The organism is Bacillus sp. C30 (assembly GCF_040838255.1).
GTDB lineage: Bacteria > Bacillota > Bacilli > Bacillales > Bacillaceae_G > Bacillus_A > Bacillus_A mycoides.
This window is the reverse complement of record NZ_JBFPJH010000004.1, coordinates 31,817-54,688: the sequence shown is the minus strand read 5'-3', so window position 1 is coordinate 54,688 and position 22,872 is coordinate 31,817. Positions and strand designations below refer to the sequence as shown.

The window sequence follows — 22,872 nt, the reverse complement described above, 5'->3', positions numbered from 1 at the left end:
ACATATAACTCATTTTCTCTTAACAGTCTTCTATTAAATTTGATAGTGGGAAATGAATAACCTAATTAGGGGGACAAGACAGTGAAAAAGTTTGTAAAAAAAGCATGGCCATTTGCAGTTGTGGCGTCGTTAGCAGTTACTTCGGTAGCAACATGGAATTTTACGCGTTCTAGTGAGGTTAATGCAGATGAGAACGGAAGCAATGCAAAAATTAAAAATGTCATTGTATTAATTGGGGACGGTATGGGGCCTTCATATATGACAGCTCATCGTTATATGAAAGATAATCCAAAAACATTTGAGATGGAATCTACAGAATTTGATAAGCATCTTGTAGGAACACAAAAAACATATCCAGAAGATGAACATGAAAATATTACAGACTCTGCATCGGCAGCTACTGCGATGTCAGCAGGTATAAAAACATATAACGCAGCTATTGCAGTAGATAATGATAAAGCTGAAGTGAAAACAGTATTGGAGCAAGCGAAAGAAAAAGGGAAGTCAACGGGACTCGTTGCAACTTCTGAAATTACGCATGCAACACCAGCTGCATTCGGTGCACATGATATTAGTCGTAAAAATATGGACGCAATTGCAAATGATTACTTTGATGAGAAAATTAAAGGTAAGCATAAAATAGATGTTATGCTTGGCGGGGGCGTAAATAACTTTGTTAGAAAAGATCGCAATCTTACAGAAGAATTTAAGAAGTCTGGTTATAGTTATGTAACAGATCGTAATCAATTATTAAATGATAAAAGCGATCAAGTTCTTGGCTTATTTGCACCAGGTGGTTTAGACAAAATGATTGACCGTACTGACAAAACATCTTCATTAGAAGAGATGACAAATACCGCGATTGAGCGCTTGAACAAAAATAAAGACGGTTTCTTCTTAATGGTCGAAGGTAGTCAAATTGATTGGGCTGGACATGATAATGATATTGTCGGTGCAATGAGTGAAATGGAAGACTTCGAGAAAGCGTTTAAAGCAGCAATTGAGTTTGCGAAAAAAGATAAGAACACATTAGTTGTTGCAACTGCAGATCATTCTACTGGCGGATTATCTTTAGGTGCGAATGGTGAGTATAACTTTAAAGTAGATCCGATTAAAGCTGCGAAACGTACGCCAGACTTTATGGCAAATGAGATTGTAAAAGGTGCAAATGTAGAAGAAACATTGAAAAAGTATATTGATCTACAATTAACACCAGAAGAAATTAAAGCTGTAAATGATATAGCTCCATCAAAAGATGTAACAAAGATTGATAATGCAATTGAAGATATCTTCAATAAGCGTTCGGTTACAGGTTGGACAACGGGTGGACATACAGGTGAAGATGTGAACGTATATGCATTCGGACCAGGTAAATACTTATTCTCTGGCGTTCAAGAGAATACAAATATAGCTAAACGTGTCTTTGACATCGTTGGCGGCGGCGATCCGAATAAAGGAAGACGCTAATTATAAATGAAAGTGAGGCGAAATGCCTCACTTTTCTTTTTAGGAGATGGAAAGATGAGAGTTTTTTTAGGGAAATTAAGATTTCTTCTAGTATTCGTATTATTGCTAGTTGGATGTCAATCTCAAGAGAATAATATAGAACAAAAATCTGCTGGGAAAACTGAGGAAAAGGTACATATAACGAAAGAAGAAGAGAAATCCATTCAAGATGTTATTGAGGCATTTGTACGGACGACGAATGAAAAAAATCTTGCTGAGCATATGGAGTTATTTTCAAAGAAGATGCCTAGTGCTGAAGACTTAAAAACACAAAAGGAAGCGGCATTTCAAAAGGGAAATAAGAAAATAGAATTGGAACATATGAATATGAAAGCTCTTAAAGGTGGGCTTGTTATTGTTGAAACGGAGGAAAAAGAAGTAGATGGAGGGGTTACTCTTCAAAAGAAAATGCAGTATGCACTTGGAAAAGAAGACGAAGGGTGGAAGATTGAAGAGGTTCGTACGATAGAGAAGAAATAAAAAGGTTCTCATAGGAGAGAACCTTTTTATAGTGGTAATAAAATTTGATTTGAACATGCTTCAATGTCATCAATATCTTGACGGATTGTTGCCATCTTATTATCGAGGTCTTCAGCTTTCATAGCAGCGTCATGTAGTTCATCTTTCAAATAGTCAGGTATATTTCCTTCATATTTGTAGTAAAGTTTATGTTCTAAACTTGCCCAAAAGTCCATGGCAAGTGTACGTAATTGAATTTCTGCAAAGACATCTTTCGTACCAGAATTTAGTGACAATGGATATTTAATAATCATATGCAAACTTTTATAGCCATTTCCTTTTGGATTAGCAATATAATCTTTTACTTCTACAATTTCCATGTCTCCACGATTTTCAATAACTTCTTTTAAATGATAAATATCTTCTACAAAGCAACATGTAATACGGATGCCAATAATATCTTGTAATTGTGTTTGAGCATTTTCAACTGTTGGTGATAAGTTTTTACGCTCAAGCTTCCTAATGATACTTTCGGGTTGTTTAAGTCTTGTTTTTATATGTTCAAACGGGTTGTAGTCTTCTAAAAATTGAGCTTCCCGGTTCATAATTTCAAATTTAGTTTTTAACTCTTCTAAAGCGAATGTATAAGGTAATACAAAAGCTTTCCAGTAGTTAACTGTTGATTGGTTATATTCCATTTCTATACACACCTTTTCTTATTTACAAGTGAAGTTGTTATTATACTAAACACCAAATCATGTAGGCGCAAGCAGCAAATGATGAGATCATAAAGCGATATTTAGTTTTCATCTTTTCAACCCCTTTCAAATGAAATTATATATGAATAAACGTCATTGTTAGTAATTTCACTATGTACAATTCTTATAGTAATAGATTCATGTGAAATTCGTATGAACTAATTGTTTCAGCTTTTTGTCTTTTTGCTAATGGCTTTTGGTTTTGTTTGTTATAATTACCTTAAATTGTAATAAAGGAGAGGGTATGATGAATCCCAAAGATAAAAAAAGAAAAGAACAAGTGGCCCATATTATTGAAATTCCAGATGAATATAGGCTTGTTGTAGATGATCAAGAAGGAGTGGATGATCCGTATCATCTATTATGGTGGGGGCATAAAGAGGATGAGGAGAAAAAGATACAAATTACATTAAATAGGCATATTGGTAATTTATTTGAATTCAGGATAGATGATGAAAATTATTTTTCGAGTGATAAAGAAGTGATAGAGGAGAATAAGGCAAGAGAGATTGCAAATGTATTTATAAAAAAATATGTGGAAGAAGAATTAGAATTTTATACATATGTGTCAGTTAAGGATGACTGGCGTGGTTGGAAAGAAATAAATTATATGCAGGAAGTGAATGGATATCCATTGCCGAATACAGGATGTGTTGTGCGAATTCATCCTTCAGGTAATGTTGTGCATTTTCATTACAATGGACAAAAAGCTATAGAGAAAAAACCGTTATGGCCAATTGAAATTATTGAGGAGAACGTCGTTTTAGAAACTTTGAGAGCTAGACAAGATATGAGACTTGTATTTGTGGATTTAACACATTCTTCATGTAAATATGAAAATGGTGAGGAAGTAAAAGGCTATCATCTTGTATATGAACCAGAACCTAGTCATGCGTTTATTGATGCAAGTACAGGTAAAGATTTATTTGACCCAGATCATTATAAATTGCCTCCAACTGTAGCTGTTGAAAAACCGAAAAAAGTTAGTCAACAAGATGATATATTCGATTTATTTGACTGGGATAAAGAAAGTTTTACAAAAGTGGCTGAGACAGAAAATGAAGATGGAATAAGGATGAAATTTGTTTCGAAAGAGGAATTACAAAAACAGAAAGAAGAAAAGAATCCATATTTAATGAATGAATTTTTAAAAAAGCATTTACCGATGTTAAAATATAATAATTTAGTTGGCATTACGATTGATAAATCAACCAATGAATTAATTGGTTTTATAAAACTGGCAGACGATAAAGAAGTAAAACAAATACTGTCTAGAGAGGAATGTTTACAAAAAGCACTTCAATTTTTAGAACATGTTATTCCAGATGTTACACAATATCTTCGCCTTTGGGATGAACGTGACGAAGATGAAGGGATTGAAAGATTTGTCTTTTCAGTATATGTGAATGAAATTCCGGTAGAGTATAGGGAATTCATGGTCAACATTAATACAGAAAATGGTGCTGTGATGCACTACTCGGGAAAACCTAGCAATATAATAGAAGAGTTACTTGCACATGAAACAGCACCAAAAGTAACAAAAGAAAAAGCGTTAGAAATATATAAAGAGGTCATTCGAGTAAAATTAGAATGGTGTATAGATCATGATGCAGAGGAAATGAAATATAAACTGCTGTATAAACAAACGAGGAGTGAAAATCATAAAGAATCCGTCGATTGTAGTCGGAAAATTCGTTACATAGATGCGCATACTGGAGAGGAAATTTGGAGTGAATATTAGTAAAAGCCAATCGATACGTTTCGATTGGCTTTTACTATGTTTATAGAAAAATTTAATGATTAGCGTTGAGTGGTTTAAGAATGCCATTAAGTTAAGAGTTCCATATTTACATCGTACAGACACAAACAACCTCATGCCCACATACACATAGTAAAGACCACTATTTTGGCGGAGGTGAAAGGTTTGAGTCTATTCGCCGCAATTGGATATATGGTTCGAGAAGTGTTTGTATTTGTTTCTTATGTGAAGAACAATGCGTTCCCGCAGCCGTTATCATCAGATGATGAGAGAAAGTACTTAGAGTTAATGGAGCAAGGTGATGCTCAAGCGAGAAATCTTTTAATTGAACATAATTTACGGCTTGTAGCTCATATTGTTAAGAAATTCGAAAACACCGGTGAAGATGCAGAAGATTTAATTTCAATTGGTACCATTGGGCTTATTAAAGCGATTGAAAGCTATTCAGCAGGGAAAGGAACTAAGCTTGCAACATATGCAGCACGCTGTATCGAAAATGAAATTTTGATGCATTTACGTGTGCTGAAGAAAACGAAAAAAGACGTTTCACTTCATGATCCGATTGGGCAAGATAAAGAGGGTAATGAAATATCGCTTATTGATATATTAAAATCAGAATCTGAAGATGTAATTGATATGATTCAGCTTAGTATGGAGTTAGAAAAAATTAAAGAGTATATCGATATTTTGGACGAACGAGAGAAAGAAGTAATTGTGAAGCGTTTTGGACTTGGGCTTGATAAAGAGAAAACACAGAGGGAGATTGCGAAGGCACTCGGTATTTCAAGAAGCTACGTATCGCGAATTGAAAAGCGTGCTTTAATGAAAATGTTCCATGAATTTGTGCGGGCTGAGAAAGAGAAAAAAGCAAAAGAATAATGTGTATTGTAAGCAGCTACACTTTAAAAGTGGCTGCTTTTCTTTCGGGAAAACGGAAAGAAAACGAGCTGTTCTAAGAAGAAATACATGTTCACTGTTGAAAATGGCGGGTTCTATCTGTAATATTAGAAGGTGCTAAACAATTTAAGAATAAAAATTATACTTAGTTTTTCTTCGTGTATAACGAGACGGCTCCATTCTATATGTGGGAATAAGAACCAATTTTACATATGATATAGAGAGAAAAGAAGGGGAAACTAAAGTTATAGGCTGATTAGGAGGTTTCGTAATTTGCGACGGACATTATATCGACTTATGATCGAACTTACAAATGGTCGTTTTACTTCTTATATATTACGTAAATTTGCACAATCTCGTTTGAGCTCTATCATTATTCCATCGTATGTGAAAGTTTTTCAAATTAATCAAGATGAGATGGAAAAGGGTTTGAAGGAATATGGAACATTGCATGATTTATTTACACGTAGGCTAAAAGAAGGAAAGCGTAGTATTGATACTGATGCATCGAGTATCGTTAGTCCTGTTGATGGTGTTTTTGCTGATCAAGGTCCTATTGAGGATACAAAAACATTCGATATAAAAGGAAAGCGTTATTCAATTGTGGATATGCTAGGTAATGAAGAGCGTGCAAAGCGATATGCAGGCGGTACATATATGGTGATTTATTTGAGTCCAAGTCATTATCATCGTATTCATAGCCCGCTTTCTGGCTCTGTGACTGAAAGATTTGTACTCGGTAGAAAATCATATCCGGTAAATGCAGCGGGTATGGAGTATGGGAAAGAACCATTGTCAAAAAATTATCGCTCTGTTACAGAAGTAAATAGTGACGGCGAACATATGGCACTTGTAAAAGTAGGTGCTATGTTTGTTAATAGTATCGAGCTCCTTCATGAAAGAAGTACTGTTCAAAAAGGTGAAGAGATGGCATACTTTACATTTGGCTCAACAGTTGTTTTATTATTTGAAAAAGATATGATTAAAGCAGTGCAGGAATTGACAAGTGGGCAAGAGCTGCGTCTTGGTGAAAAAATTGCAACCCGAGTATCTCATAAGTAAAGAAAAGGTTTTATAATATACTTATGAAGCTCTAATTAAGAAATGTGGACAAAGATGCTTAATGAAGAAATCCCCTAGATGGGAGTACTTGTTTATTCGAGAGCCATCGCAGGATGGCTCTTTTTACAGGTCAATCAGCAATCTATATGTACTCAAGAAGATTTGACGAGCTTGTCCTCTAACGAGCGTCTAATAATTTCTTGTTTTATAAGTAAAATGAAGTCGGGATTTAATTTTAGTTCTTTTGCTTTATAATAAGACTCAGTGAGTAAATCAGTAGATAACTGTTCCATGTGTTTTGTTTTCAAGGTGAGTCACCTCCTAATAATATAAGGATTGATTCGTTGTTGCATTTAATGTACCAAAAAAATATGACAGTCACAAACAAGAGGTTATCCACATAACTCAGTGGATAAAATGTGAATAGATTGTTAGTAAATTCCGAATTGACTGAAAAATTAACGTGGAAAGTGTGTACAAGTTTATCCACAGGTTATCTATCGAAAAATGTTGTCGAAAAATTTTATGAAAAATCCTCAAAGAGGTGAAAGAAATTGAAGTTATTTTTACCAAATGAATATGTGAAAAATATATATCATATTCAACCAGAAGATTTGAAAAAACGTGGAATTAAAGGAGTTATTACTGATTTAGATAACACTTTAATTGAATGGGATCGTCCAAACGCAACGCCACAGCTTGAAGAGTGGTTTTTGAAAATGAAAGAAAATGATATTCAAGTAACGGTCGTTTCAAATAACAACGAGCAACGCGTTAAAGACTTCGCTGACCCATTAGGTATTCCGTTTATTCATAGTGCGCGCAAACCGTTTGTTCGCGCATTTAAGCGTGCGATACATGAGATGCACCTGCAGCCAGATGAAGTTGTAGTAATTGGAGATCAGTTACTAACGGATGTGCTCGGCGGGAATCGTGTGGGACTTCATACAATTTTAGTTGTACCGGTAGCGCAAACGGACGGATTGGTGACACGATTTAATCGGAAAATTGAACGAAGAATTATGAGAAACATGAAGAAAAAAGGCTTAATTAACTGGGAGGAATAAAGTTTGACTGAAACAATTAAATGTATTGGTTGCGGTGTAGAAATTCAAACAGAAAATAAAAATGAAGTAGGATACGCTCCTGTATCATCTTTAGAAAAAGAACAAGTAATTTGCCAACGTTGTTTTCGTTTGAAACATTATAACGAAATTCAAGATGTATCTTTAACAGATGATGATTTCCTTCGTATTTTGAACGGAATTGGACAATCAGACGCACTAGTGGTTAAAATCGTAGATATTTTCGATTTCAATGGTAGCTGGTTACCGGGCTTACATCGTTTTGTAGGGAACAATAAAGTATTACTTGTAGGGAATAAGGCTGACTTAATTCCAAAGTCAGTTAAGCATGATAAAGTAAAACATTGGATGCGCTATAGTGCAAAGCAACTTGGTTTAAAACCAGAAGATGTCTTTTTAATTAGTGCAGCTAAAGGACAAGGAATCGCTGAACTTGCTGATGCAATTGAGCATTACCGCGAAGGTAAAGATGTTTATGTTGTTGGATGTACGAATGTTGGTAAATCAACATTTATTAATCGTATGATTAAAGAGTTTAGTGATGAGACTGAGAATGTAATTACAACATCACATTTCCCAGGAACAACGCTTGATTTAATTGATATCCCATTAGACGAAACGTCATCTTTATACGATACACCAGGTATTATTAATCATCATCAAATGGCGCATTATGTTGGGAAACAAAGCTTAAAGCTTATTACACCGACTACAGAAGTTAAGCCAATGGTATTCCAATTAAATGAAGAACAAACATTATTCTTTGGTGGATTAGCACGATTTGATTATGTAAGTGGGGGCCGTCGTGCATTCACTTGTCATTTCTCAAACCGTTTAACAATCCATCGTACAAAGCTTGAAAAGGCTGATGAATTATACGAAAAACACGCTGGAGAATTATTGAATCCACCGACACCAGAAGAATTAGAAAATATGCCTAAGTTTGTGAAATATGAATTTAATATTCGTGAGCCGAAAACGGATGTTGTATTCTCTGGATTGGGCTGGGTTACTGTAAATGAATCAGGAGCGAAAATTGTTGCTCATGTACCAAAAGGAGTAAGTGTTTCATTACGTAAATCTTTAATTTAATATGGAGAGGGATTTATGAAACAATTATATGGTGTAATCGGAAATCCAATTGGACATTCATTATCACCCGTTATGCATAACGATGCATTTGAACACTTGAATATGGATGCCCATTATCATGCGTTTCTTGTAGAAGAAGAAGCGCTAGGGGAAGCAGTAAAAGGTTTGAAAGCATTAGGTATTTCAGGATTTAATGTAACGACTCCGCACAAAGTTGCAATTATGGAGTACTTGGATGAGATTGCCCCGTTAGCAAGGCAAATCTGTGCGGTAAATACAGTAGTTCATCGAGATGGAAAATTGATTGGGTATAATACAGATGGAATTGGTTTTGTTCGTGCCCTGCAGTCAATTAGTGAAGATCCACTTCAAGAGAAACGTATTTTATTAATCGGTGCAGGTGGTGCTAGCCGAGCTATTTACTTCTCGCTTGCCGATGTAGGTGTGAAAGAAATTGATATTGCTAATCGTACGAGAGATAAGGCGAAAAACCTTATCTCTGGGTGCATGGCAAATGTTAATTCGCATGCTCTATCGTTAGAATGTGCAGCAGAAAATCAAGGGGAATATGATATTATCATCCAAACAACAACGATAGGTATGCATCCACATGTTGAGTATACGCCGCTGGAAATTCGTTCATTGAAACAAGGAACGATTGTTTCTGATATTATTTATAATCCATTTGAGACGAAAATTTTAGGCGATGCGAAAGAACAAGGTGCAATAATTCAAAATGGAATCGATATGTTCGTTTATCAAGGTGCACTTGCATTTGAAATGTGGACAGGGTGTGTGCCGAATATTGATAGAATGAAACAATTAGTAATGAGAGAGCTTGGAGGCTAATTATATGTTAACAGGAAAACAAAAAAGATTTTTACGTGCAAAGGCACATCATTTAACACCGATTTTTCAAGTTGGAAAAGGTGGCGTGAATGAAAATATGGTGAAACAAATTGGAGAAGCATTAGAAGTTCGTGAACTATTTAAAGTGAGCGTATTACAAAACTGTGAATTTGATCGTAGTGAAGTTGCAGAAGAGCTTGCACAAGGTGCACGAGCTGAAATCGTTCAAGTAATCGGAAGCACAATTGTTTTATACAAAGAATCAAGAGAAAATAAGCAGATTAAGCTTCCTCGATAAAAGATATACGTGAGTTATTTCGTAATGGACGCTTGATATGTAGAAAGCGAAACCAATTGAACTTTTATTAACAGTGGGCTCTCTTCGAATATGTATGGGGAGAGTTGCTGTATGTAAAAGGAAGGGGCGTTTCTTTTGAGAAAAATTGGCATTATTGGTGGCACGTTTGATCCACCTCATAATGGACATTTGTTAATTGCAAATGAAGTGTATCATGCTTTAGGGTTGGAAGAGGTATGGTTTTTGCCGAATCAAATTCCACCGCACAAGCAAGGACGTAACATTACGAGTGTGAAAAGTCGATTAAACATGCTGAAAATAGCGATTGAGGAAGAAGCATACTTTTCAATTTGTTTAGAAGAGCTAGACAGAGAAGGCCCATCTTATACGTACGATACTATGGTACAATTAACGGAGAAGTATCCGGATGTGCAGTTTCACTTTATTATTGGCGGAGACATGGTTGAGTATTTGCCGAAGTGGTATAACATTGAAAAGTTACTTAAGCTTGTGACTTTCGTTGGAGTTGCAAGACCAGGTTATACATTACATACGCCTTATGATATCGTAAAAGTGGAAATTCCGGAGTTTGCAGTTTCTTCTTCTCTGTTACGTGAGAGATATATGACGAAGAAAACGTGCAAATATTTACTCCCCGAAAAAGTACAGGTATATATCGAGAGGAATGGGTTGTATGAATCGTGAGGAAGCACTTAGTATTGTCAAACAACAAATGCATGAAAAACGTTATATACACACGGTTGGTGTAATGGAAACAGCGATTGAACTTGCCCGATTATATGGTGTAGATGAGAAAAAGGCAGAGACGGCTGCTATATTTCACGATTATGCAAAATGTAGAGCGATTCCAGAAATGGAAGAGATTATTAAGAGAGAAGCTTTGCCAAAGGATCTACTGCGCTATAACAAAGAGTTATGGCATGCACCTGTTGGGGCATACTTAGTAGAAAAAGAAGTAGGCATTACTGATCCTGAAATTCTACAAGCTATTACATATCATACAAGTGGTCATGAAAAAATGACAATGTTAGATAAAGTTATTTATGTAGCAGATTACATTGAACCAGGACGTAAGTTTCCTGGTGTGGAAGAAGCGAGGAAACTCGCATATAAAGATATAAATCAAGCTTTACTGTTTGCTTTAAAGCAAACAATTCAATTTTTAATGGAAAAAGATCAAACGATTTATCCATTAACATTCCAAACATACAATGAAGTTATCAAGGAGGAAATTAATAAATGAAAGATAAAGAGTTATTAGTATTAGCGGCAAAAGCAGCTGATGATAAGAGAGCAGAAGATATGGTTGTACTAAATATGCAAGGTATTTCACCGATTGCAGACTATTTTATTATTTGTCACGGAAATTCAGACAAGCAAGTACAAGCAATTGCACGTGAAATTAAAGCGAAGGCACATGAGTTCGAAATTAACGTACAACGTATGGAAGGCTTTGATGAAGCACGTTGGGTTTTAGTAGACCTTGGTGATGTGGTTGCTCATGTATTCCATAAAGATGAGCGTAATCACTATAATTTAGAGCGTCTATGGGGCGATGTGCCGCGTGAAGATATTGCAGATGAGCTAGATCAATGAAATACGAACAATTTGCTTTGCTGTATGACGAACTGATGAATGATGTCCCTTATGATAAATGGGTGGAATTCACAGAGGAAAGTTTACAACAGGCATCTATGAAAGAGGCAAGAATCCTTGACGTAGCATGTGGAACTGGTAACGTAACACTTCCGCTTGTGCGAAAAGGTTATGACTTAATTGGTGTAGATCTTTCGGAAGAAATGTTAACTGTCGCGCAGCAAAAATTGGGGGGAGAAGGCTATTTTATTCCTTTTTACCAACAAGACATGAGAGAGCTCGATGTTCCTGGTGAATTTGATTGTGTGACAATCTTTTGTGACTCATTAAATTACGTATTGCAAGAAGATGGAGTGCAAGAAACATTTAGAAGAGTTTTCCACCATTTACGTCAGGATGGCTTGTTTTTATTCGATGTACACTCTTTATATAAAATACATCACGTATTTCAAAATGAAACATATACAGTGAACGGCGAAGAAATATCACTTATTTGGAACTGCTTCCCTGGAGAAGAATCAGATAGTGTGGAACATGATTTGACATTCTTTGTACAAGATTCAGAAGAAGATGTGTATCATCGTTTTGACGAATGTCACGTGCAACGTGCGTATTCGGTTGAAGTGTTAACAAAATGGCTTGAAGAAGCTGGGTTTACAGTGCTTCGCGTCACAGGTGACTTTGAACGAATTGAAGTGACAGAACAAACAGAGCGCATCTTTTTTATGGCGAAGAAGAATGGATAAAAGAAAAGCAACCGATAAGGTTGCTTTTGTTTTATAGAAAAGATGTAGTTTTAGTTCTAGAAAAATAAAAAGATGATATGTGTAAAGTGTAAAAATGCTAGTTTTAGTGAAAATGTAGCATGAAAAAGATAAGTATTAATAAAAAGGGTTTGGGATTACGATGGCGTATTTATTATGTGTGTTTATTGAATTGCTGCTCAACGCATTTTAAATCTTCATCAAATTTCTCATGTGTCCGTTTGATTAATTTATGAAACATATCCCCAACGTGCTCTTCTAAAATACGAATACCTTCTCCTGTAACACCGCCTTTAACGCATACCTTTTCTTGTAAAGTAGGTAATGTGAAAATTTCTTTTTCGAGTAATTTCCCCATTCCAATGACCATTTCACTTACTAAAGTAGTGGCTTCTTCATGTGTAATATTTGTTTTATCTACAGCAGCGTTAATGAAACATTGTAATAAATAACTAAAAAAAGCAGGGCCGCAGCTTGCTATATCAGATGAAACGCGCGTTATATCTTCTTCTATAACAAGGGGAGTAGAAATGTTTTTGAATAGACGAAGTAGTTTTTGTTGCCATTCTTCAGAGCAGTTATTTCCAAATGTAAATAGTGATGCGCCGGATAAGGCGCGGTTTGTGATGCTTGGAATGATACGAGCGACGTGGCAAGGTATAAGTGTTGCTAATTGTGATGGAGATATGGGGCTTGTGATAGAAACTAAGCAATCTTCGTCTGAAAAATGGTCAGCGTATTTTTGTAGAATAGGGTATATGTCTATCGGTTTTACGCAAATGAAAATAAGCTGGGATTGTTCGATTACCTCTTGGATTGTTTTGGCTATATGAACAGAAGGGTATTTTTCTTTTATATGATATGCTTTGGCAGGCGTCCGATTAATAATAGTAAGGCACGAAGGTTTGACAGCACGGGTTTCTAAAAATGCATCGATTAGTATATTCCCCATGTTCCCTGTCCCTATAATTCCTATGTTCAATGTTTCATCCCTCCTTCGTAACAGCTTTCTCCTAAACAATATGAATGATGTTATAAATTTATGATTAGAGGTGTAAAATGATGTGGGATTTTCCGAAAAAATGGTTGGGATTAGTGGTTATTATTGGCACTTTGATTTTTCTTTTTTTCTGGAAAACGAATCAGCAAACAGAGCGATCGCTCATTACAACGGGAGTTCAAGTGAAAGATGTGGAGAAAAAAAGTAAACCGAAAGTATTGGATACAAAGGAGCAGAAAAAATAATTATAATTGATGTGAAAGGGGCGGTTTTTAAAGAGGGTGTGTATGAAATGAAGGAAGGGGACCGGGTGAAGGAGGCGGTTGAAAAAGCTGGTGGTTTGTTGCCGGATGCAGATGTGAAGAAAGTGAATTTGGCGCAAATGGTCCAAGACCAAATGCTTCTTTATGTTCCTAACAAGAATGAGCCAGTGCAAGAAGGGGCTACTTTTTCAAAAAGCGAGGGTAAAGTGCAAATAAATACAGCTTCTAAAGAGCAACTTGAAAAAATAACAGGCATTGGTTCTCGGAAAGTATTTTGAAATACCGAGAAGAACGTGGTCCGTTTCAGAAAATAGAAGATTTATTAGAAATTGATGGGATTGGTGCGAAGTCTTTAGAGAAAATAAAAGATCAAATTATTATTCCATAAAAGATTGACGAAGTTTTTCTTTTTTCGCTACACTACAAGTAGACAAAAAAGAAGGTGAAAAATATGGAACGAATTTCATGGGATCAATATTTTATGACGCAAAGCCATCTACTATCTTTACGTAGTACATGTACAAGGCTTGCGGTAGGAGCGACAATCGTTCGTGATAAACGAATTATTGCTGGTGGATATAACGGTTCGATTAAAGGTGGTGTGCATTGTATAGACGATGGTTGCTATGTCATTGATAATCATTGCGTTCGTACAATTCATGCTGAAATGAATGCTTTATTGCAATGTGCGAAATTTGGTGCGAAAACAGAGGAAGCGGAAATTTATGTCACACATTTTCCTTGTTTGCAGTGCTGTAAGGCGATTATTCAAAGTGGTGTTACAGCGGTTTATTATGCACAGGACTATAAAAATCATCCGTATGCCGTAGAGTTATTTGAACAAGCGAGTGTAACAGTAAAGCACGTTCCGCTAGAATACGATATTACATCGCTAGAGGAACAAGAGCGTCATTTACAGCTAAAGGAATTATTCGCAGCTTTAGAAAAAGATAATTTATCAATGGAAGAATTACAGCGTGTATTCACTAAAGCGAAAATGATGCTATAAGGAGTGAGTATGAGTTGAATGGGCAATGGGGCTATGTTGCAATCTCGTTTATAATTGGGATTGCAATTACCTTTTCCGCATCGCATTTGTTGGCTGCTTGTTGTTTCGTTTGTTATGTTTTATTTTGTTTATATCGTACTTCGCGTAAAACCTTCATATTTTGTATAATAGCGTGTTTTAGTGGCGTTATGTACACCACGTATGTTCAGAGTCTAAATAAGCCGCTAGGGGATTCCTATGAAGTTACACGAGGGGTCGTGCAAAATACACCTCTAATTAATGGGGATCGTCTCTCTTTTCAAATTGAAGATCAGAATAAAAACTTAGTGCAGTTAAATTATAAAATACAATCTGCTTCGGAAAAGAAGCAGTTGCAACAATTACATGCAGGTATATCGTGTACATTTAAAGGGGAGGTGAAAGAACCACAAACTGCCCGGAATTTTCATGTTTTTGATTATCGTAATTATTTATATCAGCAAAAAATACATTTTATATTTGATGTGACATACATTTCTGAATGTCACAAAACATCGTTGTCACTCGTGCAATGGATTTTCCTTCTCAGGCAACAAACAATCTCGAAAGTTACAGAAATGTTCCCGGAACAATCAGGTGCATTTATGAACGCATTATTATTTGGAGATCGACAACAAATGACGTTTGAAGTAGAAGAGCAATATCAACAATTTGGTCTTATACATTTGTTAGCAATTTCAGGATCGCATATCGTATTATTAATGGTTATAATGTATTTTGTTTTGCTAAGAAGTGGTGTGACGAAAGAGGCAGCAACAGTATGCCTTATAGTTTGCATTCCTCTGTATATGATCATAGCTGGGGCGTCGCCATCTGTTGTGAGGGCTTCTATAACAGGAGTTTTATTATTGGTAGCTTTCATGTGCTCTGTTCGCTTATCTAGTCTAGACGCCTTAAGTATAACGGCTATATGTATGCTTATATATGATCCGTATCTTATTTTCAACATTGGATTTCAATTCTCATTTGTAGGTAGTTTTTCTTTACTACTATCTGCGCCGATATTATTAGGGCGTAGTAATGGGATAGTTCGAAATTCTATTTACATTTCTATAATTTCACAGCTCGCTAGTACCCCCATCTTGTTATATCATTTTGGTTATTTTTCTCCTTATAGCATTTTCCTCAATCTTATATATGTTCCTTTTCTATCCATTATTGTATTGCCGTGTAGCATCATTATTCTTATATGTATGCCGATTATTCCATTTTTCGCAAAAGGAATTGCATATGTACTTTCACTATGTTTAACCATTTCTAATGATTTTCTAAGTTACTGTGAAAGTTTCCCTTTCATCCGACTTACTTTTGGTCAAACTCCTTTATTTCTTGTGGCTATATATTGTTTTAGTATCGTTAGTATATTTGTGATTTGGGAAAGGGTAATAACGAAAAAAATTTTGTGCATAGTTGTGGGTGTGTTTCTTTTTATTAGTACTTGTCATTATGTATATCCATATTTTCGCGAAAGTGGGAGTGTTACATTTCTTGATGTTGGACAGGGAGATGCGATATTAATTCGTCTTCCGTACGATAAAGAGGTTTATCTTATTGATACAGGAGGAGCCCTTTCTGTCAAGAAGGAAGCGTGGCAACAGAAAAAGCATGAATTTTCTGTTGGGCATGATATTCTTGTTCCTTTTTTACAAAAAGAAGGTATAAAAACGATTGATAAATTAATTGTAACGCACGGAGATGCGGATCATATAGGTGCTGCGCTGGATTTGCTGTCATCTATTATTGTAAAAGAAGTTGTATTTGGGAGAAAGGAACAGGATGCTGTATTGGAAAAAGTGGTGAAGAAAAAGGCGTTAGAAAAGAGCATGAAGATAAGTGTAGTAGGAGAAGGGGAAGGTTGGAGGGTAAATGAAGCGGAATTTTTCGTATTAGCTCCAAAGGGGAAAGAAAAGGGAGAAAATGACTCTTCGATTGTACTATGGGCCAGACTAGGGGGACTAACATGGCTATTTACGGGTGATCTAGAAGAAGAAGAAGGAGAAAAGTTTATAGTATCAACATATCCTGATTTGTGGGCTAATATTTTAAAAGTTGCCCACCATGGGAGTAAAACATCGTCTACAGATCCATTTTTAAGCCTTGTACAGCCTGCTGTAGCGATTATTTCTGTGGGGGAGCGTAATGGTATGGGCACCCGCATAAGGAAGTTATAGAGCGTTTTAAGAAGATGGGTATTGATATATGGCGTACGGATAAGCAAGGTGCTATTTCCTATGTTTTTAATGGAGAAAAAGGAACCTTTCAAAGTAAAATCACATATGATGAAACACATAGAAGATGAAAAAAAGAAGACTGCCGTTAAGCAGCAGCCTTTAAGAACCGATGAATTTAATAACAGTTGCAATAATGAAAAGTGTTGCGAAAAAACCAAATGAGACGATAAATCCTACCCCTGAATCAATAGCGTCATTGCGTTTACTTTGAACGTTTTGTTCAAAATCATTCATTTAGAATCCCTCCCCAACATTCCATTTTAGTATAAAATATTGTCAGAAAAAAATCTACAATTTCCATATGAAGTGAAATAGAGTATTTGTATACTTTTTCTAGTTAGTTAAGTAGCGTGAATTTTTCTTTTCCAATCATGTTAACAGTTGGCACTTATACTAAGATTATTATTGTAAATAATAAAGGGAAGGTGATTACCGCACACCAATAAGAAATCCGGGGCTTATTGCGTGGCGTTTTATATAAATAAAGGGGCGGGTTATAAAGACCGTCCCTTTGTACTTGTAAAACAAAAGCTAGGGCATTAGTATAAATATATATTGCCAAGTTAGGGAGTAGGAAAAAAATATGAGTGATATACATAAGAAGATTAAAAAGAAACAGTTCGCTCCGTTGTATGTACTGTATGGAACGGAAGCCTATTTTATAAATGAAACGATAAAGCTTATTACAACGGAAGCGCTTGAAGAGGAAGATCGAGAGTTTAATGTTGTGACATACGATTTGGAAGAAGCGTATTTAGAAGATGTAGTTGAGGATGCGCATACGCTTCCTTTTTTTGGAGAGCGTAAAGTTATATTAATAAAATCACCACTATTTTTAACGGCACAAAAAGAAAAATTAGAACAAAATATAAAAATTTTAGAAGAATATATTGGGGAGCCATCTCCTTTTTCTATTCTTGTTTTTGTTGCGCCTTATGAAAAATTAGACGAACGAAAAAAAATTACAAAACTATTAAAGAAAACAGCGGATGTAATAGAAGCAAATGCGATGCAAGTGCAGGATGTTCAGAAGTGGATTGTTTCTCGTGCGGATGAGGTGCATGTGCATATTGATAATGCAGCTGTTAGTTTATTGTTAGAGCTTGTGGGAAGTAATGTAACAATGTTGGCGAAGGAAATGGACAAGTTAACGTTATACGTCGGTATGGGCGGAGAAATTACGCCAAAACTTGTCACGGAACTTGTGCCGAAATCTGTTGAGCAAAACGTGTTTGCTTTAACAGAAAAAGTGGTGAAAAAAGATATCGCTGGTGCGATGCAAATTTTAGACGGATTATTTACACAGCAGGAAGAACCGATTAAACTGCTCGCTTTATTAGTAAGTCAGTTCCGCTTGCTACATCAAGTGAAAGAGTTGCAACAGCGTGGTTACGGACAAAATCAAATCGCGTCCCATATTGGTGTACATCCGTACCGGGTAAAGTTGGCGATGAATCAAACGAAGTTTTTCTCTTTTGAAGAATTAAAAAAAGTTATTATAGAATTGGCGGAAGCTGATTATAGTATGAAGACTGGAAAGATGGATAAGAAACTTGTGCTTGAGTTTTTCTTAATGCGGTTAAATCATATGTAGTGACACAAAAAAGTTCACGTACTTAGTACGTGAACTTTTTTGTGTATATAAAAAACGATCCGAATGGATCGTTTTTTAAACGCCTTACGCGTTTACTTGTTTCGCTAAGCGAGATTTTTGACGAGCTGCAGCGTTTTGGTGGATAAGACCTTTACGAGCTGCTTTGTCAAGTTTTTTAGAAGCAGTTTTGAAAGCTTCTTTAGCATTTTCAAGATCGTTATTAGTAACTAAAGTTTCTACAGTTTTAACAGCAGTACGCATGTCAGACTTGATAGAAGCGTTATGTGAACGACGCTCTTCGCTAAGTTTAGCGCGTTTGATAGCAGATTTGATGTTTGCCATACTTTTCACCTCCCTGGTGCAATCGAATGACTCGATTCTTACATAGAACAAGTGATATTTTATCAAACGGTGAAGAGAATTGCAATAGTATATCAATGAAATTTCACGTAAAGGAAAGAATGACCTAATATAACTTGGGGAAATCTAACGATATTTACTATGAATTACGGAGGAGATACGATGAAAGAACCATTAGATTTAAATAAATATAGTGTTAGAACTGACCTTGCTGTAGAGGCGCACCAAATGCTACAAGAGCGCCAAGAAGAACAAAAAGGGATACAGGGAGTTATTGTAAAAGAGAGGGAAGAAGAGGGAGTTACAATTACAAAAGTAACTATTGATGAAATTGCATCTGAGTCGATGGGGAAAAAACCTGGAAGTTATTTAACTCTTGAGGTGCAAGGCATACGACAACAAGATACGGAACTTCAGCAAAAGGTAGAGCGTATTTTTGCAAAAGAATTTTCTTATTTCTTAGAAGAGGTTGGAGTTTCAAAAGAAGCGAGTTGTTTAATCGTAGGTCTTGGGAATTGGAATGTAACGCCGGATGCACTCGGACCGATAGTTGTAGAGAACGTATTGGTGACGAGACATTTGTTTAAATTGCAGCCTGAAAGTGTGGAAGAGGGGTTTAGACCTGTTAGTGCCATTCGTCCAGGGGTAATGGGAATTACAGGGATTGAAACGAGCGATGTCATTTACGGAATTATTGAGAAGACAAAACCAGACTTTGTCATCGCAATTGATGCATTAGCTGCGCGTTCTATTGAACGAGTAAATAGTACGATACAAATTTCTGATACAGGAATTCATCCAGGATCTGGTGTTGGGAATAAGCGTAAGGAACTAAGTAAAGAAACATTAGGTATTCCTGTTATCGCAATTGGTGTGCCAACTGTGGTAGATGCTGTTTCGATTACGAGTGATACAATTGATTTTATTTTGAAACATTTTGGCCGGGAACTGAAAGAAGGAAACAAACCGTCACGCTCTTTATTGCCAGCAGGTTTTACATTTGGAGAAAAGAAAAAATTAACAGAAGAAGATATGCCAGACGAAAAGAGTCGAAATATGTTTTTAGGAGCTATTGGTACGTTAGAAGAAGAAGAAAAGAGAAAGTTAATTTATGAAGTGTTATCTCCTCTTGGTCATAATTTAATGGTAACTCCAAAAGAAGTAGATGCGTTTATTGAGGATATGGCAAATGTAATAGCCAGCGGTTTAAATGCAGCGCTGCATCATCAGATTGATCAGGATAATACAGGGGCATATACACATTGATGGAAAGAGGCAGAAATAGCTTGAGTCAATTTACGCTGTTATGTATATGCGGTACAGTCTTATGTTTGCTTATGATGATAGCTGGAGTGGGACTCGCTAATCATGGTCTAAAAAGTATGAAGGGATATCGTCAGCTGTCATATGAACAAATTGCTCATATGACAGGAACAGAAGGCGCTGGGGCTGAATCGGAAATTTCGGGAGAGACGTTTTCGGCTATTGAAAAACAAAAACAGTTAGAAAGCTTAAGAAGTTTTAATGTTGTAGAAGGTATCGGTATGGCGATAGCAAGTGTTGCTCGTGATATGACAAAGTTTGGAACGGATATAGTTGTTGGGGCAATAAAAGGAATTTTTAGTTAAGGGTAGCGGGAAGGATGGTTGTCTTATGTTTGTAAGAGAGCTGTCTTTTAATTTGAAAAAGGTTTGTCTCTTATGGTTTGTTCGCATAAGATATAGATAGAGTGATTTGTATTGTAAGCAGCACGAGTTTTCATTGAATCTTTGCTGCTCTATTGATATAATCAGTGCTAGTGTATATTGGCGAGACTATTAGGAGTTGAGAACATAGATGAATAAAGAAGAAAGAGCAAAAAGACAGTCCAAAATTCGTAACTTCTCCATCATTGCTCACATTGACCACGGGAAATCAACGTTGGCAGACCGTATTTTGGAGAAAACAAACGCGTTGGCACAGCGCGAAATGAAGGCGCAATTGCTTGACTCTATGGAGTTGGAGCGTGAGCGTGGTATTACAATTAAATTAAATGCAGTACAACTAACGTATAAAGCGAAAGACGGTGAAGAGTATATTCTTCACTTAATCGATACTCCAGGACACGTCGATTTTACGTACGAAGTATCTCGTAGTTTAGCGGCTTGTGAAGGTGCAATTCTTGTAGTGGATGCAGCGCAAGGAATTGAGGCGCAAACATTAGCGAACGTATATTTAGCGCTTGATAATAATTTAGAAATCTTACCAGTTATTAATAAAATCGACTTACCAAGTGCAGACCCAGAACGCGTACGTCAAGAGGTAGAAGATGTAATTGGTTTAGATGCATCGGAAGCTGTACTTGCTTCAGCGAAAGCTGGCATTGGTATTGAAGATATTTTAGAACAAATCGTTGAAAAGGTACCAGCTCCAACAGGTGATTCAGAAGAGCCGTTACAATGTATGATTTTCGATTCTTTATATGATCCGTACCGTGGTGTAATTGCATATATCCGTGTTGTAAATGGAACGGTAAAAGTTGGCGATAAAGTACGTATGATGGCAACTGGAAAAGAATTTGAAGTAACAGAAGTAGGTGTGTTTACACCGAAAACGACGCAACGTGACGAGTTAACAGTAGGTGATGTAGGTTTCTTAGCGGCATCTATTAAAAACGTAGGTGATACACGCGTAGGTGATACGATCACACATGCGAAACGTCCGGCTGCAGAGCCGTTAAAAGGGTATCGAAAATTAAACCCAATGGTATTCTGTGGTTTATATCCAATCGATTCTGCACGTTATAACGACTTACGTGATGCGTTAGAAAAACTAGAATTGAATGATTCTGCTCTTGAATTTGAGCCTGAAACATCTCAAGCTTTAGGTTTTGGTTTCCGTTGTGGTTTCTTAGGGCTTCTTCACATGGAGATTATTCAAGAACGTATTGAACGTGAATTCAAGATTGACTTAATTACAACAGCGCCAAGTGTTATTTATAAAGTGTATTTAACAAACGGTGAAGATTTTATTGTTGATAATCCATCTAATATGCCAGATCCACAGACTATCGATCGTGTAGAAGAGCCGTTTGTGAAGGCTGCAATTATGGTTCCGAATGACTATGTTGGAGCTGTAATGGAAATTTGCCAAGGGAAACGTGGAACGTTTATTGATATGCAATATTTAGATGAAACACGTGTTACATTGACATATGAAATCCCGTTATCAGAAATCGTATATGATTTCTTCGATCAATTGAAATCAAATACGAAAGGATATGCATCATTTGACTACGAGTTAATTGGTTATAAACCATCTAAACTTGTGAAAATGGATATTCTTTTAAATAATGAACAAGTGGATGCTTTATCATTTATTGTACATCGTGATTCAGCGTATGACCGTGGTAAAGTAATTGTAGAGAAATTAAAGAAATTAATTCCAAGACAACAGTTTGAAGTGCCAATTCAGGCGACTATCGGAAATAAAGTTGTATCTCGTTCTACAATTAAGGCGATGCGTAAAAACGTACTTGCAAAATGTTACGGTGGTGACATTTCTCGTAAGCGTAAACTTCTTGATAAGCAAAAAGAAGGTAAAAAACGTATGAAGTCTGTTGGTTCTGTAGAAGTGCCGCAAGAAGCATTCATGGCTGTACTGAAAATGGATGATAACTAATGGAGTGAACTATAATTAGTGGAGATTTTTCTATTCTTCGCTAATTATTAGCCCGCACCAATCGTGATAAAAGTAGAAGCCGTTCGTTCGGCTTCTTTTTTATATGCTACTTTTTAGACATCTTATCATCTCTCATTTACAATAGTGAGAGAGCTTTTTAGTGATTGATATAGAGTTAGGAGACTATTAATGTCCGAAAATATTCGAAAAGATATTCGAGAGAAAATACAAAAAGGTAATTTTAATTGCGAAAAGGAACTGACGCTTTCTATAATTAGTGGGAAGTGGAAAGTTGTGATATTGTGGCACTTAGGTGTGGAAGGTCCGCATCGTTTTAGTGAATTGCAACGTCTGTTCCCGAGCATTTCTCATAAAGTGTTGTCAAATCAATTGAAAGAGTTAATGGAGGACGGGATTGTTGATCGAACGGTATACCCGGAAATTCCTCCGCGTGTTGAGTACTATATGACGGAATTAGGTATGTCGCTTTTACCGATCGTTGAAATGATGTATGATTGGGGAAAAATGCGAATGGAACAAATCCGTAATACAGTAGAGAAGTAAAGAATC

The 22,872-nt window shown here is 36.2% G+C and carries 24 protein-coding genes and 2 pseudogenes; 21 read left to right on the top strand and 5 right to left on the bottom strand.

Going from position 1 to position 22,872, the window contains the following annotated elements:
- Positions 1-81: 81 nt before the first annotated feature.
- Positions 82-1,467: an alkaline phosphatase gene (locus AB3X49_RS01215; protein WP_367960181.1), complete on the top strand. Its 1,386-nt coding sequence runs from the start codon at positions 82-84 to the stop codon at positions 1,465-1,467.
- 54 nt (positions 1,468-1,521) lie between these two features.
- Positions 1,522-1,986, top strand: coding sequence for a hypothetical protein (locus AB3X49_RS01210; RefSeq protein ID WP_016106190.1), 465 nt, complete (start codon positions 1,522-1,524; stop codon positions 1,984-1,986).
- Between the two features lie 26 nt (positions 1,987-2,012).
- On the opposite strand, the gene AB3X49_RS01205 is transcribed toward AB3X49_RS01210, so the two are convergent.
- Positions 2,013-2,663 carry a GTP pyrophosphokinase gene (locus AB3X49_RS01205; protein ID WP_002015229.1) on the bottom strand — a complete coding sequence of 217 codons (651 nt, stop codon included), beginning with the start codon at positions 2,661-2,663 and terminating at the stop codon, positions 2,013-2,015.
- 304 nt (positions 2,664-2,967) lie between these two features.
- On the opposite strand from AB3X49_RS01205, the gene AB3X49_RS01200 reads away from it, so the two are divergent.
- From AB3X49_RS01200 to AB3X49_RS01190, 3 genes are all read left to right on the top strand, one after another.
- Entirely contained in the window at positions 2,968-4,464 is a 1,497-nt protein-coding gene (locus AB3X49_RS01200; RefSeq protein ID WP_367960180.1) for a YcdB/YcdC domain-containing protein, read from the top strand.
- A gap of 183 nt (positions 4,465-4,647) precedes the next feature.
- Entirely contained in the window at positions 4,648-5,361 is a 714-nt protein-coding gene (gene sigK, locus AB3X49_RS01195) for an RNA polymerase sporulation sigma factor SigK (protein ID WP_000051382.1), read from the top strand.
- Between the two features lie 291 nt (positions 5,362-5,652).
- The gene (locus AB3X49_RS01190; protein ID WP_002129166.1) at positions 5,653-6,441 is read left to right on the top strand and encodes a phosphatidylserine decarboxylase; all 789 of its coding nucleotides are present in this window, start codon (positions 5,653-5,655) and stop codon (positions 6,439-6,441) included.
- Positions 6,442-6,593: 152 nt separating this feature from the next.
- On the opposite strand, the gene AB3X49_RS01185 is transcribed toward AB3X49_RS01190, so the two are convergent.
- The gene (locus AB3X49_RS01185) at positions 6,594-6,749 is read right to left on the bottom strand and encodes a sporulation histidine kinase inhibitor Sda (protein ID WP_002015226.1); all 156 of its coding nucleotides are present in this window, start codon (positions 6,747-6,749) and stop codon (positions 6,594-6,596) included.
- A 246-nt stretch (positions 6,750-6,995) separates the two neighbouring features.
- On the opposite strand from AB3X49_RS01185, the gene AB3X49_RS01180 reads away from it, so the two are divergent.
- The 8 genes from AB3X49_RS01180 (at position 6,996) to AB3X49_RS01145 (ending at position 12,128) form a co-directional block, all read left to right on the top strand.
- Entirely contained in the window at positions 6,996-7,508 is a 513-nt protein-coding gene (locus AB3X49_RS01180; RefSeq protein WP_002015225.1) for a YqeG family HAD IIIA-type phosphatase, read from the top strand.
- A gap of 3 nt (positions 7,509-7,511) precedes the next feature.
- A complete protein-coding gene (gene yqeH / locus AB3X49_RS01175; RefSeq protein ID WP_002015224.1) occupies positions 7,512-8,618 on the top strand; it encodes a ribosome biogenesis GTPase YqeH in 1,107 nt (368 codons plus the stop codon).
- A 15-nt stretch (positions 8,619-8,633) separates the two neighbouring features.
- Positions 8,634-9,467 (top strand): shikimate dehydrogenase, encoded by an 834-nt coding sequence (aroE, locus tag AB3X49_RS01170; RefSeq protein WP_367960178.1) that lies wholly within the window; start codon positions 8,634-8,636, stop codon positions 9,465-9,467.
- 4 nt (positions 9,468-9,471) lie between these two features.
- Positions 9,472-9,765 carry a ribosome assembly RNA-binding protein YhbY gene (gene yhbY, locus AB3X49_RS01165; RefSeq protein ID WP_002015220.1) on the top strand — a complete coding sequence of 98 codons (294 nt, stop codon included), beginning with the start codon at positions 9,472-9,474 and terminating at the stop codon, positions 9,763-9,765.
- Positions 9,766-9,900: 135 nt separating this feature from the next.
- A complete protein-coding gene (locus AB3X49_RS01160) occupies positions 9,901-10,470 on the top strand; it encodes a nicotinate-nucleotide adenylyltransferase (RefSeq protein WP_367960176.1) in 570 nt (189 codons plus the stop codon).
- Positions 10,460-11,029 carry a bis(5'-nucleosyl)-tetraphosphatase (symmetrical) YqeK gene (gene yqeK / locus AB3X49_RS01155; protein WP_367960175.1) on the top strand — a complete coding sequence of 190 codons (570 nt, stop codon included), beginning with the start codon at positions 10,460-10,462 and terminating at the stop codon, positions 11,027-11,029. Before AB3X49_RS01160 ends, yqeK begins: the two co-directional genes overlap by 11 nt.
- Complete coding sequence (rsfS, locus tag AB3X49_RS01150; RefSeq protein WP_000653209.1) at positions 11,026-11,382, top strand: ribosome silencing factor; 357 nt, start codon at positions 11,026-11,028, stop codon at positions 11,380-11,382. Before yqeK ends, rsfS begins: the two co-directional genes overlap by 4 nt.
- Complete coding sequence (locus AB3X49_RS01145) at positions 11,379-12,128, top strand: class I SAM-dependent DNA methyltransferase (RefSeq protein ID WP_002088700.1); 750 nt, start codon at positions 11,379-11,381, stop codon at positions 12,126-12,128. The genes rsfS and AB3X49_RS01145 overlap by 4 nt, the downstream gene beginning before the upstream one ends.
- 172 nt (positions 12,129-12,300) lie before the next feature.
- On the opposite strand, the gene comER is transcribed toward AB3X49_RS01145, so the two are convergent.
- Positions 12,301-13,128 carry a late competence protein ComER gene (gene comER, locus AB3X49_RS01140; protein WP_367960173.1) on the bottom strand — a complete coding sequence of 276 codons (828 nt, stop codon included), beginning with the start codon at positions 13,126-13,128 and terminating at the stop codon, positions 12,301-12,303.
- 77 nt (positions 13,129-13,205) lie between these two features.
- Between comER and AB3X49_RS01135 the strand changes: the two are divergent.
- From AB3X49_RS01135 to AB3X49_RS01125, 3 genes and pseudogenes are all read left to right on the top strand, one after another.
- Positions 13,206-13,797 (top strand): annotated as a pseudogene (locus AB3X49_RS01135) (helix-hairpin-helix domain-containing protein).
- Positions 13,798-13,860: 63 nt separating this feature from the next.
- The gene (locus tag AB3X49_RS01130; RefSeq protein ID WP_002088698.1) at positions 13,861-14,418 is read left to right on the top strand and encodes a ComE operon protein 2; all 558 of its coding nucleotides are present in this window, start codon (positions 13,861-13,863) and stop codon (positions 14,416-14,418) included.
- 14 nt (positions 14,419-14,432) lie between these two features.
- A pseudogene (locus AB3X49_RS01125) lies at positions 14,433-16,756 on the top strand (DNA internalization-related competence protein ComEC/Rec2).
- Positions 16,757-16,787: 31 nt separating this feature from the next.
- On the opposite strand, the gene AB3X49_RS01120 reads toward AB3X49_RS01125, so the two are convergent.
- Entirely contained in the window at positions 16,788-16,922 is a 135-nt protein-coding gene (locus AB3X49_RS01120) for a YqzM family protein (protein ID WP_000997609.1), read from the bottom strand.
- A gap of 349 nt (positions 16,923-17,271) precedes the next feature.
- On the opposite strand from AB3X49_RS01120, the gene holA reads away from it, so the two are divergent.
- Positions 17,272-18,282, top strand: coding sequence for a DNA polymerase III subunit delta (holA, locus tag AB3X49_RS01115; RefSeq protein ID WP_002034073.1), 1,011 nt, complete (start codon positions 17,272-17,274; stop codon positions 18,280-18,282).
- An 84-nt stretch (positions 18,283-18,366) separates the two neighbouring features.
- Here the strand turns inward: holA and rpsT are convergent, their stop codons facing one another.
- Positions 18,367-18,624: a 30S ribosomal protein S20 gene (rpsT, locus tag AB3X49_RS01110; RefSeq protein ID WP_002088694.1), complete on the bottom strand. Its 258-nt coding sequence runs from the start codon at positions 18,622-18,624 to the stop codon at positions 18,367-18,369.
- A 180-nt stretch (positions 18,625-18,804) separates the two neighbouring features.
- On the opposite strand from rpsT, the gene gpr reads away from it, so the two are divergent.
- From gpr to AB3X49_RS01090, 4 genes are all read left to right on the top strand, one after another.
- Positions 18,805-19,908, top strand: a complete 1,104-nt coding sequence (gpr, locus tag AB3X49_RS01105) for a GPR endopeptidase (protein ID WP_367960172.1) — start codon at positions 18,805-18,807, stop codon at positions 19,906-19,908.
- Positions 19,908-20,270 carry a DUF3679 domain-containing protein gene (locus tag AB3X49_RS01100; RefSeq protein WP_063607626.1) on the top strand — a complete coding sequence of 121 codons (363 nt, stop codon included), beginning with the start codon at positions 19,908-19,910 and terminating at the stop codon, positions 20,268-20,270. The genes gpr and AB3X49_RS01100 overlap by 1 nt, the downstream gene beginning before the upstream one ends.
- Before the next feature lie 208 nt (positions 20,271-20,478).
- Complete coding sequence (lepA, locus tag AB3X49_RS01095; protein ID WP_002034072.1) at positions 20,479-22,302, top strand: elongation factor 4; 1,824 nt, start codon at positions 20,479-20,481, stop codon at positions 22,300-22,302.
- Positions 22,303-22,491: 189 nt separating this feature from the next.
- The gene (locus AB3X49_RS01090; RefSeq protein WP_002015203.1) at positions 22,492-22,866 is read left to right on the top strand and encodes a winged helix-turn-helix transcriptional regulator; all 375 of its coding nucleotides are present in this window, start codon (positions 22,492-22,494) and stop codon (positions 22,864-22,866) included.
- The last annotated feature ends 6 nt before the right edge of the window (positions 22,867-22,872 follow it).